Source organism: Novosphingobium sp. AAP1 (genome assembly GCF_001295765.1).
Lineage (GTDB): Bacteria > Pseudomonadota > Alphaproteobacteria > Sphingomonadales > Sphingomonadaceae > Novosphingobium > Novosphingobium capsulatum.
On the sequence record NZ_LJHO01000006.1, the window covers coordinates 106,034 to 121,001 of the forward strand.

Annotated in this window: 15 protein-coding genes, 1 tRNA gene and 1 pseudogene; 11 read left to right on the top strand and 6 right to left on the bottom strand. The window is 66.0% G+C overall.

The features are described from left to right. Positions 1 to 185: 185 nt before the first annotated feature. The 3 genes from IP65_RS13440 to IP65_RS13450 are packed head-to-tail and all read left to right on the top strand — an operon-like array spanning position 186 to position 4,390. Positions 186 to 2,570, top strand: coding sequence for a glycosyltransferase family 4 protein (locus tag IP65_RS13440; protein WP_369801292.1), 2,385 nt, complete (start codon positions 186 to 188; stop codon positions 2,568 to 2,570). A gap of 52 nt (positions 2,571 to 2,622) precedes the next feature. Further along, positions 2,623 to 3,900 (top strand): glycoside hydrolase family 130 protein, encoded by a 1,278-nt coding sequence (locus tag IP65_RS13445; protein WP_054132130.1) that lies wholly within the window; start codon positions 2,623 to 2,625, stop codon positions 3,898 to 3,900. 43 nt (positions 3,901 to 3,943) lie between these two features. Continuing rightward, positions 3,944 to 4,390, top strand: a complete 447-nt coding sequence (locus IP65_RS13450) for a DUF2721 domain-containing protein (protein ID WP_022677479.1) — start codon at positions 3,944 to 3,946, stop codon at positions 4,388 to 4,390. Positions 4,391 to 4,438: 48 nt separating this feature from the next. On the opposite strand, the gene IP65_RS13455 is transcribed toward IP65_RS13450, so the two are convergent. The 3 genes from IP65_RS13455 to IP65_RS13465 all read right to left on the bottom strand — a co-directional run bounded on the left by IP65_RS13455 (position 4,439) and on the right by IP65_RS13465 (position 6,922). Then, a complete protein-coding gene (locus tag IP65_RS13455) occupies positions 4,439 to 4,747 on the bottom strand; it encodes a polyhydroxyalkanoic acid system family protein (RefSeq protein ID WP_022677478.1) in 309 nt (102 codons plus the stop codon). Beyond that, entirely contained in the window at positions 4,744 to 5,523 is a 780-nt protein-coding gene (locus IP65_RS13460) for a hypothetical protein (protein ID WP_231627712.1), read from the bottom strand. Before IP65_RS13460 ends, IP65_RS13455 begins: the two co-directional genes overlap by 4 nt. Before the next feature lie 184 nt (positions 5,524 to 5,707). Continuing rightward, positions 5,708 to 6,922 carry a toxic anion resistance protein gene (locus tag IP65_RS13465; RefSeq protein ID WP_054132067.1) on the bottom strand — a complete coding sequence of 405 codons (1,215 nt, stop codon included), beginning with the start codon at positions 6,920 to 6,922 and terminating at the stop codon, positions 5,708 to 5,710. Positions 6,923 to 7,104: 182 nt separating this feature from the next. Between IP65_RS13465 and IP65_RS13470 the strand changes: the two genes are divergently transcribed. After that, positions 7,105 to 7,848 carry an SDR family NAD(P)-dependent oxidoreductase gene (locus IP65_RS13470; RefSeq protein WP_054132068.1) on the top strand — a complete coding sequence of 248 codons (744 nt, stop codon included), beginning with the start codon at positions 7,105 to 7,107 and terminating at the stop codon, positions 7,846 to 7,848. Between the two features lie 119 nt (positions 7,849 to 7,967). Here IP65_RS13470 and IP65_RS13475 read toward each other — a convergent pair whose 3' ends face one another. Beyond that, entirely contained in the window at positions 7,968 to 9,725 is a 1,758-nt protein-coding gene (locus IP65_RS13475) for a fatty acyl-AMP ligase (protein ID WP_054132069.1), read from the bottom strand. Between the two features lie 193 nt (positions 9,726 to 9,918). Here IP65_RS13475 and IP65_RS13480 point away from each other — a divergent pair, with 193 nt between their 5' ends. The 4 genes and pseudogenes from IP65_RS13480 to IP65_RS21985 form a co-directional block, all read left to right on the top strand. Beyond that, positions 9,919 to 10,497: a RecX family transcriptional regulator gene (locus IP65_RS13480; RefSeq protein WP_054132131.1), complete on the top strand. Its 579-nt coding sequence runs from the start codon at positions 9,919 to 9,921 to the stop codon at positions 10,495 to 10,497. Continuing rightward, on the top strand, positions 10,481 to 11,002 hold the full coding sequence (locus IP65_RS13485; RefSeq protein ID WP_028657556.1) for a DUF192 domain-containing protein: 522 nt from the start codon (positions 10,481 to 10,483) through the stop codon (positions 11,000 to 11,002). Before IP65_RS13480 ends, IP65_RS13485 begins: the two co-directional genes overlap by 17 nt. Positions 11,003 to 11,118: 116 nt before the next feature. After that, on the top strand, positions 11,119 to 11,532 hold the full coding sequence (locus IP65_RS13490) for an NADH:ubiquinone oxidoreductase subunit NDUFA12 (RefSeq protein ID WP_022675162.1): 414 nt from the start codon (positions 11,119 to 11,121) through the stop codon (positions 11,530 to 11,532). A 125-nt stretch (positions 11,533 to 11,657) separates the two neighbouring features. After that, positions 11,658 to 11,951 (top strand): annotated as a pseudogene (locus tag IP65_RS21985) (DUF2155 domain-containing protein); the annotation flags it as partial. A gap of 35 nt (positions 11,952 to 11,986) precedes the next feature. Here IP65_RS21985 and aat read toward each other — a convergent pair. After that, the gene (gene aat / locus IP65_RS20890; protein ID WP_171794976.1) at positions 11,987 to 12,793 is read right to left on the bottom strand and encodes a leucyl/phenylalanyl-tRNA--protein transferase; all 807 of its coding nucleotides are present in this window, start codon (positions 12,791 to 12,793) and stop codon (positions 11,987 to 11,989) included. 69 nt (positions 12,794 to 12,862) lie between these two features. Here aat and IP65_RS13505 point away from each other — a divergent pair. After that, a tRNA-Trp gene (locus tag IP65_RS13505) sits at positions 12,863 to 12,938 on the top strand. Positions 12,939 to 13,020: 82 nt separating this feature from the next. On the opposite strand, the gene IP65_RS21375 is transcribed toward IP65_RS13505, so the two are convergent. After that, on the bottom strand, positions 13,021 to 13,575 hold the full coding sequence (locus tag IP65_RS21375) for a hypothetical protein (RefSeq protein WP_054132071.1): 555 nt from the start codon (positions 13,573 to 13,575) through the stop codon (positions 13,021 to 13,023). 493 nt (positions 13,576 to 14,068) lie between these two features. On the opposite strand from IP65_RS21375, the gene secE reads away from it, so the two are divergent. Together secE and nusG are read left to right on the top strand one after the other, a co-directional pair. Beyond that, complete coding sequence (secE, locus tag IP65_RS13515; RefSeq protein ID WP_022675304.1) at positions 14,069 to 14,263, top strand: preprotein translocase subunit SecE; 195 nt, start codon at positions 14,069 to 14,071, stop codon at positions 14,261 to 14,263. Positions 14,264 to 14,293: 30 nt separating this feature from the next. Further along, positions 14,294 to 14,830, top strand: a complete 537-nt coding sequence (gene nusG / locus IP65_RS13520; protein ID WP_022675305.1) for a transcription termination/antitermination protein NusG — start codon at positions 14,294 to 14,296, stop codon at positions 14,828 to 14,830. The last annotated feature ends 138 nt before the right edge of the window (positions 14,831 to 14,968 follow it).

Consider the following 14,968-nt stretch of genomic DNA (forward strand, 5'->3'; position numbering starts at 1 on the left):
CACCTGTGAGTCGCCTTTTTTCAGCGACAAAATCAGCACGTAACGTGACGATGACGTTGCGGCGCAATGCAACTTTATCCCGGTTCCATCGTTGGTTCATCGAACAGACATATTCGGGGCGAGCCAGCCAGATGACACGTGACCTTTCCACTTCCTTGCGGCGCGCCACCCCTGTTGCAGGGGCCGTGCTTGATTTCTTCGGTACCGATGCAGCTTCCCGTGCACCCGCCCGCCGCGTGGCGCTGATTGGGGGCTTCGCGCCGCGCAAGTGCGGCATTGCCACGTTTACCACTGACGTGTTCGAGCAGCTGGGGCTGCATCACCCCGAGCTGTCGGTCGACCTGCATGTCATCGACAGCCCGACCGAGCCGCTGCCCTATCCCGATGCGCGCAGCGTGATCCGGGCCGATCAGCCCGAAGACTATCGCATTGCCGCGCGGCGCATCAACGAGGACGCCGTCGATGCGGTGTGGCTTCAGCATGAATATGGCATCTTTGGCGGCGAAGCTGGCGCCATGGTGCTCGAACTGCTCGATCGCGTGGCCGCGCCTCTGATCGTGACGCTGCACACCGTGCTGGCCAGCCCTTCTGCCGAGCAGCGCGCGGTGCTCGATCATATCCTCGATCGCGCCAGCGGCGTCATGGTCATGAGCGAACATGGCCGCGATGTTCTGGCCGCGGTCTATGGCGTCGATCCCAAGCGGGTTACCGTGATTGCCCACGGCGCACCCGATCGCCCGTTCGGGCGCCATGCCCAGTTCAAGGCCCGCGCTGGCCTTGAAGGTAAGAACGTGATCATGACCTTTGGCCTTTTGGGCCAAGGCAAGGGCCTGGAAACCGCGATCGAGGCCTTGCCGGCGATCGTCGCGGCACACCCCAACACGGTGTATCGCATTGTCGGCGCGACGCATCCCAACCTGGTTGCCGCAGAAGGCGAAGCCTATCGCGACAGCCTGATGGACCTGGCGCGCCAGCTGGGCGTGGCCGATCACGTGCTGTGGGAAAATCGCTTCCTCGAAACCGGCGAACTGCTTGACCAGCTTGAAGCCTGCGACATCTACCTCACGCCTTATCCCAACCTGCAGCAGTCCACCTCGGGCACGCTGAGCTATGCCGTGGCGCTGGGCAAGGCGGTGGTTTCCACGCCTTATCTTCACGCGCGTGAACTTCTCGCCGATGGCGTAGGCGCGCTGGTGCCGCCGCGCTCGGCGCAGGCGCTGGCGGATGCCGTCAACGCGTTGCTCGGCGATCCTGCGGCGCTCGATGCCATGCAGCGCCGCGCCTATGCGCGTGGCCGCGAAACGATCTGGCCGCGCTTTGCCGAAAGCTGCGCCCAGTTGGTCAACACTGTGGCCGCCACCGCGCCGCAGCTGCCGCCGTTGACCGCCACGCCGGGCACCAGCGGGGTCTGGGCGATGTGTGACAGCACCGGCATGTTGCAGCATGCAATCGGCGTGGTGCCCGATCGCCGCCATGGCTATTGCCTGGATGACAATGTCCGCGCGCTGATGCTGATGGGTGTGGCCGATAGCATTCCCCTGGCCGAGCGCCAGCGCTGGGCCACGGTCTTCGCCTCGTTCGTCCAGCACGCCTGGAATCCCGAGGCCGGCCGCTTCCGCAACTTCATGGCGTTCGATCGCTCGTGGTGCGAAGACGTCGGCTCGGAAGACAGCAATGGCCGCGCCCTGTGGGCCTTGGGCCATGCCGTGGCCCACGCGCCGGACGCCGGCCTGGGCGCATGGGCGCGGCAGTGGTATGACATCGTGCTCGACCCGCTGGGCAGTGTGGAATATCCGCGCAGCATCGCCTTTGCCGTTCTCGGCGCGGCACAGGTTCTGGCGGTGGAGCCCGATCACCGTCCCAGCCGTGCGATGGTCGAACGCGGCGGCGCGGTGCTTCATGCCTTGCTGGCCGAAGGGCGGCGCCCCGATTGGGCGTGGTTCGAAGCCATGCTGGGCTATGACAACCCCCGCCTGCCCGAGGCGCTGATTCGCGCAGGCCATCTCATGAACCGGGCAGACTGGCTGGAAAGCGGGCTGGAAGCCTTGCGGTTCATCGTGGCGCAACAGACCACTGCCACAGGTCAGTTTCGTGCGATTGGTTCGGAAACCTTTACCCCGCCTCATGCCGTATCTTATGAAGCCAAGCCATTCGACCAGCAGCCGCTGGAAGCCTGGGCCGCGGTGGAAGCATGCGCGGCAGCCTGGCAGGCCGAAGCCAGCTGGGACGAGCACGGTGCGCGCGGCGCTTCGCAAGCGCTGTGGCGCAGCCATGCCCAGGCCGCCTATCGCTGGTTCCTGGGCGCAAACGACCGTGCCCAGCCGCTCGGTGATCTGGCTAGCGGGCGGTGTCGCGATGGCATTACCCCGCGCGGCATCAATGCCAATTGCGGTGCCGAATCAATCCTGGCATTCCAGCTGGCACATTATGCGCTTGCCGAGTTGGAACGGGCCAGCGGCCCGCGCGTTGGCAGCGAAACCGCAGCCCTTGGCCAATCGTTTGGCCCATCCAGCAAGGTAAGGAGTGTCCTTGGCGACCGAGCCTACAAATCCCAGTCTCACGCCAGCTGACACGGTGGCGGCCAACCCTGTGGGAACGCGCCCCGACGGGGTGGGCAACGGCCTGCGCATTCTTGAGCAACGGCTTCATGCCGATCCGTCACGCGTCGTGCTGCGGCCCTTTCATCTGGGCTGGCAGGGCGGCGCGGGCGGCGGCTCGCGCGCGGCGCGGCTGGTCGCCGATGTCCTCTCGCTGGACGAGGCAGAAGCGGCCGAGGAATACGCCCGCGTCTTGCGCGATTTCGAGGAGCGTCATTGGCAGACCGAGCAATTGTTCGAGGAACGCTATGTCGAGGTGCGCCAGGCGCTTGACCTGGATGACGGCGCCATTCCGCCGGTGCGGCGGCGCCTGATCGGGGCCTATTTCTGCCACGAATATACTTATGCCGCGGCAGCCTTGATGAACCCGTCGATCGTGCCCCATCCCGATCAATCGGGGATGCTCGATGGCGCGGTGCGCTTTGTCATGAGCCTGCGCGCGGTGGGCGAAGGGCATATCAGCTCGATCGTGTTCCGTGAGGGCGTGGCCAATGCGGATGGCAGCTTCCAGCTGTGGCCGCAAAGCGCGTTTGCCACGGCCATGCTGCCCGACGCCAGCACTCCGCCCGCCGGTGACCAGATCGTGGCCTTGCATCGCCATGCCGAAAGCACCCTGTCGAACAGCGTGATCTTCCCCGTGACCGAGCAGCAGCGCGGCGGGCTGGAAGACCTGCGGCTGGTGCGGTTCGATCACGGCGGCGGCGATTACGAATGGATCGGCACCTATACCGCCTATTCGGGCAGCTCGATCCGCTCGGAACTGCTGCGCACGCGCGATTTCCGCCGCTTCGGGCTTGAGCCGATCCAGGGCCGCGCCGGGCGCAACAAGGGCATGGCCCTGTTTCCCCAGGCGATCGACGGGCGCTATGCCATGGTCGGGCGCCAGGATGGCAAGAACCTGTTCCTGCTGCGCTCAGACCGGCTGGATTGCTGGGACGATGATGGCGTCTTGCTGATGGAGCCGAAATTCCCGTGGGAATTCGTGCAGATCGGCAATTGCGGCAGCCCGATCCTGACCGATCAGGGCTGGCTTCTGCTCACCCACGGGGTGGGCGCGATGCGCAAGTATGCCCTGGGCTGCGCCCTGCTCGATCGCGATGATCCTTCCCGCGTCATTGCCCGCAGCAAGGTGCCGCTGCTTACCGCCATCGATGCCGATCGCTATGGCTACGTGCCCAACGTGGTCTATACCTGCGGCGCGCTGATGGTGGAGGATAACCTGCTGGTGCCCTACGGTATTTCCGATAGCGCGGTGGGTTTCGCCACGATCGGCGTGGATGATATCCTCGATCTGATGGAATGACCGTGCTTGCCAGGGCCGCGTTCTTGGCCGCAAGAGGGACGGCATGATCGCGCAAACCATCCAGCTGTCGCTCGCCCCGGTCTTCGTGCTGGTGGCGATCGGCAATATCATGAACATCCTCACCACGCGGCTGGGACGCATCGTCGATCGGTCACGCCACTTGCAGCAGCTGCATGCCGAAACCACCGGCGTGGCGCACGATGCCGTGGTGGTAGAAATGCGCTATGTCGATCGGCGCATCCAGCTGATCGGCCGCGCGCTCCTGCTGCTGGTGCTCTCGGGCCTGGGCATCGGGGTGACGGTGGGGTCGCTGTTCTTCAACCAGATCACCGGCATCGCGCATCTGGGCGATGTCACGGCCACCACGTTCTTTATCGCCATTGCGCTGTTGATGGTGGCGCTGATCTATCTGCTGCTGGAAACGCGGCTGGTCGCCAGCACCCTGCGCCTGCCGCCCGAATTCCTGGAACTGGAACGCAAGGACCTGTGAAAAAATCGCTGCCGAACGCGCAAGGTTCGGCAGCGATCTGGCCCCATATCAGGCCAGCAGCTTTTCGCCCTTTTCGCGGATCATCCCCTCGATCATGCCGCGGGCAAAGCCAAGCCCGGCGGGAATGTCCACGTCAAACAGCACCTGGGTATCTTCCAGCGTCACCTGGCTGGGGATGGTAAAGCCCATGGCCGATACCGTCATGGTCAGGTGATCGGCATCGTTCCACTGCGTTTCGACCTGGGCCATGCCGCCGATCAACTCGCTGGCCTTGCCCGAGGCATCGCCCAGGCGGGCCTGCATGCGCGCGCGGACCTCGTCCTTGCCAAGAGAATGGGGCAGGGCAATTTGCATCATGTCTTCTCCACTGGCGGAACAAGGCGCACGGGGAGCGCGCCGTTGTCGGCCAAAGCATCGCCTTCCAGCGCATCGCCATAGCGATAGTCAAGATAGCGGCCGCGCACGGCCAGGGCATCGATGTCTCCGGCGGCAAGCTGGCGGGTGATCTGGTCGATCTCGCCACTGATGCGGGCCAGGCCATCGGCCAATTGCTGATCGGCATTGCGGCCGCCGCGCTCTTCCTGGCGCAGATGGGTCGGGATGCGCCGCCAGCTTTCGACCATGCCGGGCAAGTGTTCGCCCACCAGGCTGCGCACTTCGGCCACGGCCGGCTGGCTGGCGTCGATCCCTTCCAGCTGCGCACCCAGCCCATCGAGCTGCGCGCCGATCTGATCCACCAGCCGCACCGCCGGGGCGGGCAAAGCCGGGGCCTGCGCTTCCAGCCACAGCTGCGTGCGGCCCACCATGGTGCGCACGTCGCCCCGGTTGATCGTCGCGAGGTCCGGCACCTTGAGCCGGGGATAGGTGGCAAAGAAACCCACCACGCCGATCACCGCCAGCACCGTCAGCAACAGCCCGACGAGGCCGATCCCGTCGATCACCAGGCCCAGCGCCATGGCCGCGACCAGCACCACGCCCACCGCCATCGCGATGCGCGCGGCCTTCTTGGCCACATGCTGCCGCTTGAGTTCGGCCGAGCGCAAGCCGATCGACCGCCGCCGTCCGCCGGCGCGCTGATGCGCCAGGCTGTCGCGCGCGGCGCGCAGGATGTGGTCGGATTGCGAAGCAGTCATGGTTTGGCCTGTGTTGAGGACGTATGGGTTCTGGGTTTCCACCACCCCCCGACCCCCTCCTCTGAAGAGGAGGGGGAGAAGAACGGTAAAAGCCCTTCCTCTGACGAAGACGGGGAGAAGGGACGTAGAAGCCCCCTCCTCTCCAGAGGAGGGGGTTGGGGGTGGTGGAAACCTGACGCCGGCATCACCCCTCCAGGCTCAACAGCGACGGTGCGCTGGCCTGGGTGGTGTTCTTGGCTGCGCCTTCGGCCCGGGCGATATAGCCCTTGGACTTTTCCACCTCGCCCGACAGCGTGTCGACCGTCTGCTTCATGGCGTCGAGCGCCTTGAGCTTGAAGGTATCGATCGTGTCCATCGTGTCATAGATGTTCTGGAACGCGCGCTGCAGCGTTTCCAGCGGGATTGTGCTGGACGCCGCCATTTCGTGGATACGCCCGGTCTGCTCGCGCAGCAGCTTGCCGGTGGAATCGATGATGTTGGCGGTGGTGGTGTTGAGCGCGGTGATCTGCTCCAGCACCAGGCGCTGGTTGGTCATCGCCTGCGCCACGGTCACGGCGGTGCGCAGCGCGGCCACCGTGGTGGTGCTGGCGCGGTCCACGCCCTTGACCAGTTCGACGTTGTTCTTCTTGACCAGGTCCAGCGCCAGATAGCCCTGCACGGTCACCGCCATCTGCGTCAGCAGATCCTGCAGGCGCTGGCGGGTATAGAACAGCGCGCTCTCGCGGATCGCCTTGGCCTTGGCCGGGTCGGTATGATCGAGATCGGCGGCGGCATCTTCCAGCTTGGTATCGAGCAGGCGGGCAATGGTGATCATCTGCTCCAGCTGGCCCATCCCCTCCCATAGCTTCTGCCGCTCCACATCGATGGCGGCATTGTCCATCAGCAGCTCGTCTTTGCCGGCGGCAAGGCGTTCCAGGATCGCCTTGATGTGCCCCTGGGCCGAGACATAGCCGTCGAAATACTTCTTCATGCTGTTGCCAAAGGGGATGATGCCCAGGATCTTGCGCCCCGAAGACAGGTTGCCCTTGCGCGCTGGATCAAGCTCTTCGATCGTGCGGCGCAGCTGCGCCAGATCGGCGCCCACGCCCGAATCCTTGTCCATCGCGCGGATCGGGCGATCGAGGAAGCGGTTGGACATGCCCGCCGCCTGGGCGATTTCCTTGCGGCCCATGGCCGTCAACTGGTCCACCCGCTTGCCGAATTCGGGGCTGGCCGCGTCCTGGGCCAACAGTTCGGTGACAAAGGCGTCGGCCTTGGCTTCCAGCTTGCCGCGCGTTTCCTCGGCCACGGGAACCAGCCCGGCGGCCTGCTGCGGGGCAACCACCGGCACGGGATCGGGCGGGGTCAGCGTAATACCGGGCGCCTGCTCTGCGGTGGTGGTCGAAGGGGTCGATGCCATGACGCGGTCCTGTCTTTTCCTCTGCGGATCGGGTGTTTGCCCTCCGCGCGTGGAAGATGGCCCCGGCCCGCGCGCTGCGCAAGGCGCTATTCCGATGAACGGCCCATGCGTTTCGCCCGGCGGCGCAGGCGTGCCCTTTCTGCCCGCTCGACAGTGGCGGCCCTGGCGCACAGGCTTTGGCCATGACAGTACACGATGAGCAAGCGCCGGGCCGCCACGTGGCGGTGTTCGGTGCATCGGGCGGCATCGGCGCCGCACTGGTGGCGGCGCTGGCGCGGAAAGACGATGTTGCCGTGGTCCATGCCGGCGCCCGCCGCCCCGTTGCCGCCACTCCCAAGGTACGCCCCTTCACCTTTGATTATGAAGAAGAAACCAGCGTGGCCCAGGCGTGCACCGCGCTGGCGCGGCACGGCCCGCTGGACCTGGTGCTCGTCGCCACCGGGCAGTTGACGCTGCCTGATGGTACCGCGCCGGAAAAGAGCGTGCGGTCCCTGGCCAAGGCATCGCTGGCCCAGCAGTTTGCGATCAATACGATCGGCCCGGCGCTGATCATGGCCCATGTCCCGGCCCTGCTGTCCCGCGATCGGCGCGGGGTCTTTGCCGTGCTCTCGGCGCGGGTCGGCTCGATCTCCGACAATCGCCTGGGCGGCTGGCACGGCTATCGCGCGGCAAAGGCGGCGCTCAACATGCTACTGCGCGGGCTGGCGATCGAACTGGCCCGCAGCCATCCGCAGGCCGTGGCCGCCGCGCTTCATCCCGGCACGGTGGATACCGCGCTGTCTGCCCCGTTCCAGCGCGGGGTGAAGCCCGAAAAGCTGTTTAGCCCAGATTATTCGGCCGGTGCCCTGCTGCATGTGCTGGAGCGGCTCGGCCCGGCCGACAGCGGCAAGCTGTGGGCGTGGGATGGGGCGGAAATTCCGTTTTGAGCTGAGCTACAAACCCTCCCCCCGACCCCATCCCGCAAGCGGGAGGGGGGGAGAAGGTCTAGCTCCCCTCCCGCTTGCGGGAGGGGGTGGGGGAGGGCCTGTTCCCCCCTAAAAACCAATCAGGCCGCCAGGCTATAGGGCTCGATTTCACCCGACAGGTACAGCTTCTTGGCCTTGGCGCGGCTCAGCTTGCCCGAGCTGGTGCGCGGCAGGGTGCGGGGCGGCACCAGTTCGACCACGCAGTTCATGCCGGTGATCGAGCGTACCTTGTCGCGGATCTGGTCGCGCAGCTTCACCCGTTCTTCCGGGTCCGAGACGCGGCAGTGCACCAGCACGGCCGGGGTTTCCTCGCCATTTTCGGTTTCTACCGAGAACGCGGCAATGTCACCCTGGTGGAAGCCGGGCAGCTGTTCCACTGCCCATTCGATATCCTGCGGCCAGTGGTTCTTGCCGTTGATGATGATCATGTCCTTGGCGCGGCCAACGATGAACAGGTAGCCCTGCGCGTTGACGTAACCCATGTCGCCGGTGTCGAGCCAGCCGTCGACCATGCAGGCCGCGGTCGATTCGGGATCGCGGAAATAGGAGTGCATGACCGAGGAGCCGCGGCACCACACCTTGCCGATGTGGTGGTGGGCCAGTTCTTCGCCATTCTCGCCGCGAATCGCCACTTCCATGCCCAGCACCGGCACGCCGCAGTTGACGATGGCGCGATAGCGGGCCGGGCGCGACAGGTCGCGCGGGCTGCCCGACAGGCGCTCTTCCTCCACCAGTTCCACGCGGATGCCTTCGCCCGGCGGCATGACCGTGACGGCGAGCGTCGCTTCGGCCAGGCCATAGCTGGGCAGGAAGGCGCTGGCCTTGAACCCGGCATCAGCAAAGGCATTGACGAAGCCCTGCATCACGTCGGGGCGGATCATGTCGGCGCCGTTGCCGGCCACGCGCCAGCGCGACAGGTCGAACCGGTCGGCCACGCTGGTCTGGCTGGAAATGCGGCGGGCGCAGATGTCATAGCCAAAGGTCGGCGAATACGACAGCGTGGTGCCCTGGTTGCGGCTGATCAGGTCGAGCCAGGCGAGCGGGCGGCGCGCGAAATCCTCGGTCTTGAGGTAATCGACCGAAACCTGGTTGGCGATCGGCGAGAGGAAGCAGCCGACCAGGCCCATGTCGTGATACCACGGCAGCCAGCTGACGCAGCGATCGCCGTCGCCAATGTCCATGCCATGCGAATGGCCGGCCAGGTTGGCGAGCAGCGCGCGGTGCGTAACGGCCACGCCATGGGGAAAGCGGGTGGAGCCGCTGGAATATTGCAGATAGCAGATCGCGTCGGGATCGGCCGTGGGCAGTTCGCCATCGGCCAGCGCGCCTTCGTCGAACGCAGCCCAGCTCAGCCCCGGGCAACCCTGGCGCGCGGCGGCCTGTCCGCACATCTCTGCCAGTTCGCCGGGATAGACCAGCAGGCACGGGTCCGAGCTGGCCAACTGCACAGCGAGCTGGTCGATATAGTTTTCCTTGCCGCCAAAGCTGGTCGGCAGCGGCAGCGGCACCGGCCAGGCACCGGCATAGACCGCGCCGCAGAACAGCGCGGCAAATTCCGGGCCGGTTTCGGCGATCAGCGCCAGCCGGTCACCCGGCTTGACCCCGCGCGCCACCAGGCGACGGGCCGCAACCAGCGCATCGCTGCGCAGCTGGGAAAACGGATAGACCTGCGTGAGCGTGCCGCGCGGATCGTGGAAGTTGAACCCGCGCTCGCCCTGGGCGGCATAGTCCAGCGCATCACAGAACGTGGCAAAATCCGCATAACGGCGCGGCTGCGCATCGTCGTTTGGCGTTGGAACAAGAGCCATCTTCTCTGCGACGGCGGCCGTAACGGTCATGCGGTACCCCAGGTATGGAACAAGATATCGGTCTTAAAACAGTCGGTCTGTGCCGCCACTTCCGCCCAAGGCAGTGAATGGTGGCTGACTGGCTGCGGCTCCTTGCGTGGGCAGCGCCTTGGCGCAAGCCCCCATGGTCAAGAAACCGTAACCCGAGGTTCTCATTTAGTCCGGAGTGTGGCACGAATATGGCGTGAACCGCCCTGATGTACCAGATCGTCGCACACGGCGGCCTCCTCGTCCGCTCGATGCGGCGCTGCTCGATGAACTGGCACTGGGTTACGTCGCCCGCTTTGCCACCAGTACCGGCAAGCTGTCGGCCTATCTCAACCGCAAGCTGCGCGAACGCGGCTGGGATGAAGATGCGCCCAGCCCGCCCGATGTGGCCGCGATCATCGCGCGCATGGCCGACGCGGGCTATGTCAGCGATGAAGGCTATGCGCGCATGCGCGGCGCCAGCTTGCGCCGGCGCGGGCTGGGGGCGCGGCGCATTGCCCAGGATCTGGGCCAGGCCGGCATCGCGCCCGATCTGCGCGAAGAGGCGATGGGTTCGGCCCAGCAGGCCCGCGCCGCCGCGCTCGCCCTGGCGCGCAAGCGGCGGCTGGGCCCGTTCGGCCCGCGCGATGACGATGGGCGGATCGACCCGGCCGTGCGGGAAAAGCAGGTGGCCGTGTTCCTGAGGGCAGGGCACCCCCTTGCCATGGCGCGCGCGCTGGTGAATGCAGCGGGCGAACGCGAAGCGGAAGATTGGGTTTATGACGCAGACGATTAAGACCGGGATGATGGGCGCGGCACTCGCCCTGGCACTGGGCATCATGGCCTGTTCCCCGGCCACGGCCGACGCCGGCCATCACAAGTCCGATGCGATGCCCGCGCCCACCGGCGCGGTTGGCGTCCATCCGATCTCGGGCCTCAAGGTCATTCCCCTGGCGATCGCCACCAAGGGCGGCACCCACCAGTTTCGCGTGGAAGTGGCCGTGACCGGCGAGGAACAGGAAAAGGGCCTGATGTTCCGCACCGCGATGGGCGCGGACGAAGGCATGATCTTTCCGATGGACCCGCCGCGCATGGCCGCGTTCTGGATGAAGAACACGGTGATCCCGCTCGACATCATCTTCATCGGGCCCAACCACCGCGTGCTCAACGTGGCGGCCAACGCCGTGCCCTATGACCTGAGCCCGCTGCCCTCCACCGGGCCGGCGGCGGCGGTGCTCGAACTCAATGGCGGGCGCGCCGCGCAGATCGGGCTCAAGCCCGGTGACAAGATCGCCTGGTAAACGCCTCGAGGGATCGTCGGCAACGCAGGTGCAACAGCACCCTTGCCGACTCCCCCTTGCAGGGGCTAGGGGCAAGGAAACCCGCCGCGGCGGGCGGCAACTGGAACAAGAGCTTCATGAGCATTCTCGGCAAGATCTTCACCTGGTGGGACGGCGCCACCTTCGGCACCCTGCTCGACAGCGCCCGCAATGGCGAACTCGTGGGCCACGATGCCCAGGGCAACAAGTATTACCGGGCCAAGAAGCCGTATCCCAAGGGACACCCGTTCCAGGGCCGCGAGCGTCGCTGGGTGATCTATAACGGCGCCAACGATGCCAGCCGCGTGCCGGCCGAATGGCATGGCTGGCTGCATGGCACGCTCGATGGCGTGCCGGAAAGCAACCTGCCGCCGCCGCGCATCTGGGAAGTGGAATTCACCCCCAATGCCACGGGCACGGCCGCGGCCTATCGCCCGCAGGGCGCGCTGGAACGCGGTGGCCATCGCGCCGCTGCCACCGGCGATTACGAAGCCTGGTCGCCCGAAGGCTGATGCCTGCCCGCCGCGCGCTGTCGGTTGCGGTCCTGCTGGCCGGCGGCACGCTGTTGCTGGCCGGCTGCAACCACCGCGAGCCGGCCGAAACCGCCCCCCCGGGCGAGGCGACAGCCGCCGCGCCGATGCCGGCGGCCAGCGGCGCGGCCGAAAGCGATTACGGCACCCCGGTCAAGGACCGCGTCGCCACGCTGGGCTTCCTCAACAAGCGCAACAACATCACGCAGGACATCGTGCTGCGTTCGGGCGAGGCGCGGCGCATCGGCAATGCCATCGTGCGCCTGGGCACATGCGAGCGCACCGCGCCGTGGGAAGACCCGGCCGAAACTGGTGCTTTCGTCCAGCTGTTTGTCGAGGAACGCGCCACCACCGAGCAAAAGCTGACCTGGCACAAGGTCTTTTCCGGCTGGCTGTTCAAGAATTCGCCGTCGCTCAACGTCGTCGAGCATCCGGTCTATGATGTCTGGGTCAAGAACTGCGCGATGAAGTTCCCCGGCGAGGAAGACAGCCCAGCCTCGGCCGCTGCGGCCAAGAGCGCGGCAAAGCCTGCCGGCAAGCCCGCCGCCGCCCCTGCGGAAGAGCCCGATGACAACGCCCCGGCCGATGATGCCCCGGTGATGGAAGACGGCGGCACGCCTGCCGATTCGCCCACGCAGTAACGCCCCGCGTCGTCCAGCCGGGCAAGATAATCGGCCTGCGGGATTTCCACCGCCCCCAGCGAGGCCAGGTGCGGGGTGGAAAACTGGCAATCGAGCAAGACCACGCCGGCATGGCGCAGCGCCGCGACCAGCCAGGCCAGCGCCACTTTCGACGCATCGCTTTGCCGGCTGAACATGCTTTCGCCGCAGAATACGCGGGCAAAGCCCACGCCATAAAGCCCGCCCACCAAAGTGCGCCGGCCATCTGGCCCGGTTGCCCAGGTTTCGATCGAATGGGCATGGCCCAGGGTGTGGAGCGTGCGATAGCTTTCGCGGATACGCTGCGAAATCCAGCTGTCCTGCGCGCCATCGCGCGGGGCCGCGCACGAATCGATCACGGCATCGAACGCGGCGTTGCAGGTGACGGTAAAGCGCCCCCGGCGCAGCGTGCGTGCCAGCGAGTGCGAGCAATGAAAGCCATCGAGCGGCAGGATCGCGCGCAGGCGCGGCTCCACCCAATAGACATCGGGATCGTCGCGGCTATCGGCCATGGGAAAGATCCCGGCGCGATAGGCCCTGAGCAGCAGATCGGGCGGAATGATGGAATTCACAGGTTGCAACATGATCGTTGAAAATCTTCATCCGCCGGTTGCGCTGCCCGCGTCAACCCATTAAGGGGCCGTCACGAGCACAGGAGCGTAGCTCAGTTGGTAGAGCATCGGTCTCCAAAACCGAGGGCCGTGGGTTCGAGTCCCCCCGCTCCTGCCATCACCACCGCGTGATGGCCATGTGTTGAATAGAGGCCGCAACCCGTTTGGGATGCGGCCTTTTTCATTGGTTCACCGCCGTTTCACAGCCCGCCCGTGGTTCCGCTGGCAGCGCCACCCGTGGTGGTGCCCGCGTGGCCGGCCCGGCTTCCCGCGCTGCCGGTTACGCTACCGCCCAGGGTCGATCCGCCGGTGGCGCCGGTCATAGCCCGGCCCATCGGATCGACCGGGCTGCGCAGCGTGCTGCCCAGCGCGCTTTGCGCTGTGCCGGTTGCGCCGCCCTGGCCGATCGTGGTGCGGCGGCTGGTGCCAAAGCCGCCGGCCATGCCGGTGCTGTTGAGGCTGGTGGCTGCCGGATCGGCAGGCGTGCCCGGCTGGGGCCGGCCCGTGCCGTCGCCGCCGGGAGAGCGCACCGGGCCGATGGCGGGGCTCACCCCGGTCATCGGGCCGATGCCGGCGCCGATCGTGGCCCGGCTGCTGACGCCCGGCGGGGTGCCCGGCAGCGGCGTGCGCGAGGTGGTGTCGGTGGTGGCCTGCTGGCCCATGGCTGGCAGGCTGATGGCGGTGCCCAGGATCAGGGCAGCGGTTGCGGCAATGGCGCGCATGGTCGGGCACTCCTTGAGGATGCGTTTGCTCACCTTAACGGATCAATGCCCGCTCGTATCCGAGTCTTTTACGCTGGCGCGCAGCAGGCGCCTTGGGTGCTAGGCGGCGTGGACCAATTCCACAGCGCCACGGCTGGAGGCAAAAACCGCCAGTTCAAGGAGGCGAGGAGGCGGAATATCGGGAATATTGCGCGACGAGCCGACGCGGGAATGGCGGTTTTTGGTCCAGCCCCAAAGGGGTTGCCCTATAAAAGGCCCTGGCAGCGTTGCTCGGCCTTGCAAGAGGCCCACTCTTGCTTCGTCCTCACGCCTCGCCAGGGCCTTTTATAGGGCAACCGTGGCGTTGTGGAATTGGTCCACGCCGCCTAGCCAGCCTGCACCCTTGCCAAGCGGCGCGCTTGGCCCTAGATACGGCAAACTTTCCGACATCGGAGCCCTGACCTGCCCCTCCCGGACCTGTCCGGGGCGGCGATGGCCCCTAGGCGGAAGGGACGAGATTCATTCAGGCAGCGAAGGCAGCACGGCTATGGCCAAGACCAGCCCCGGCGAATTCTTCAATCAGGTGAAGGCAGAGGCGCGCAAGGTGGTGTGGCCCACGCGCCAGGAAACGACCACCACCGCGATTTTCGTGGGCATCATGATGCTGATCCTGGCGGTGTTCTTCCTGGGCATCGACAGCGTGTTCGGCATGATCGTGCAGTGGCTGCTCAAGCTGGCCTGATCCACAAACCTTCGTACAAGAGACCCACTTATGGCCCGCTGGTACATCATTCACGCCTATTCCGGCTTTGAAAGCAAGGTCCGCGAATCGATCATCTCCGAAGCCGAGCGCATCGGCCTGTCGCAGTTGGTCGAAGCGGTGGAAGTGCCCACCGAAACCGTGACCGAAGTGAAGCGCGGCAAGAAGATCTCGGTCGAGCGCAAGTTCATGCCCGGTTACGTTCTCGCTAAGCTGGCGATGAACGACGACATCTATCACCTGGTCAAGAACACGCCCAAGGTGACCGGCTTCCTCGGCCATAACGGCAAGCCGCAGCCGATTTCTGAAAAGGAAGCCGCACGCTATTTCGGCGCGCGCGAACAGGCCGCTGCCCAGCCCGCCCGCCAGGTTGCCGTCGATTACGAAATCGGCGATTCGGTCAAGGTCAACGCCGGTCCCTTCGCCACGTTCAACGGCGTGGTGGAAGAGCTCGATTTCGACAAGCACCGCGTCAAGGTCTCGGTGTCGATCTTCGGCCGCGCCACCCCGGTGGAACTCGGCTTCGACGAAGTCGAACTGGTCAAGTAAGCACCAGCTTTTGCCGGACGCGGCCGTTTCTGGTTGCGTTTCCGGCCTTGCCTGCTAAGGGCGCCCACTTCGCGGCGGGTTTCGTGCCCGCCCGATTCCGCGCGGTAGAGCAGTTTCGGCCGCTCGTTATCACCGCTT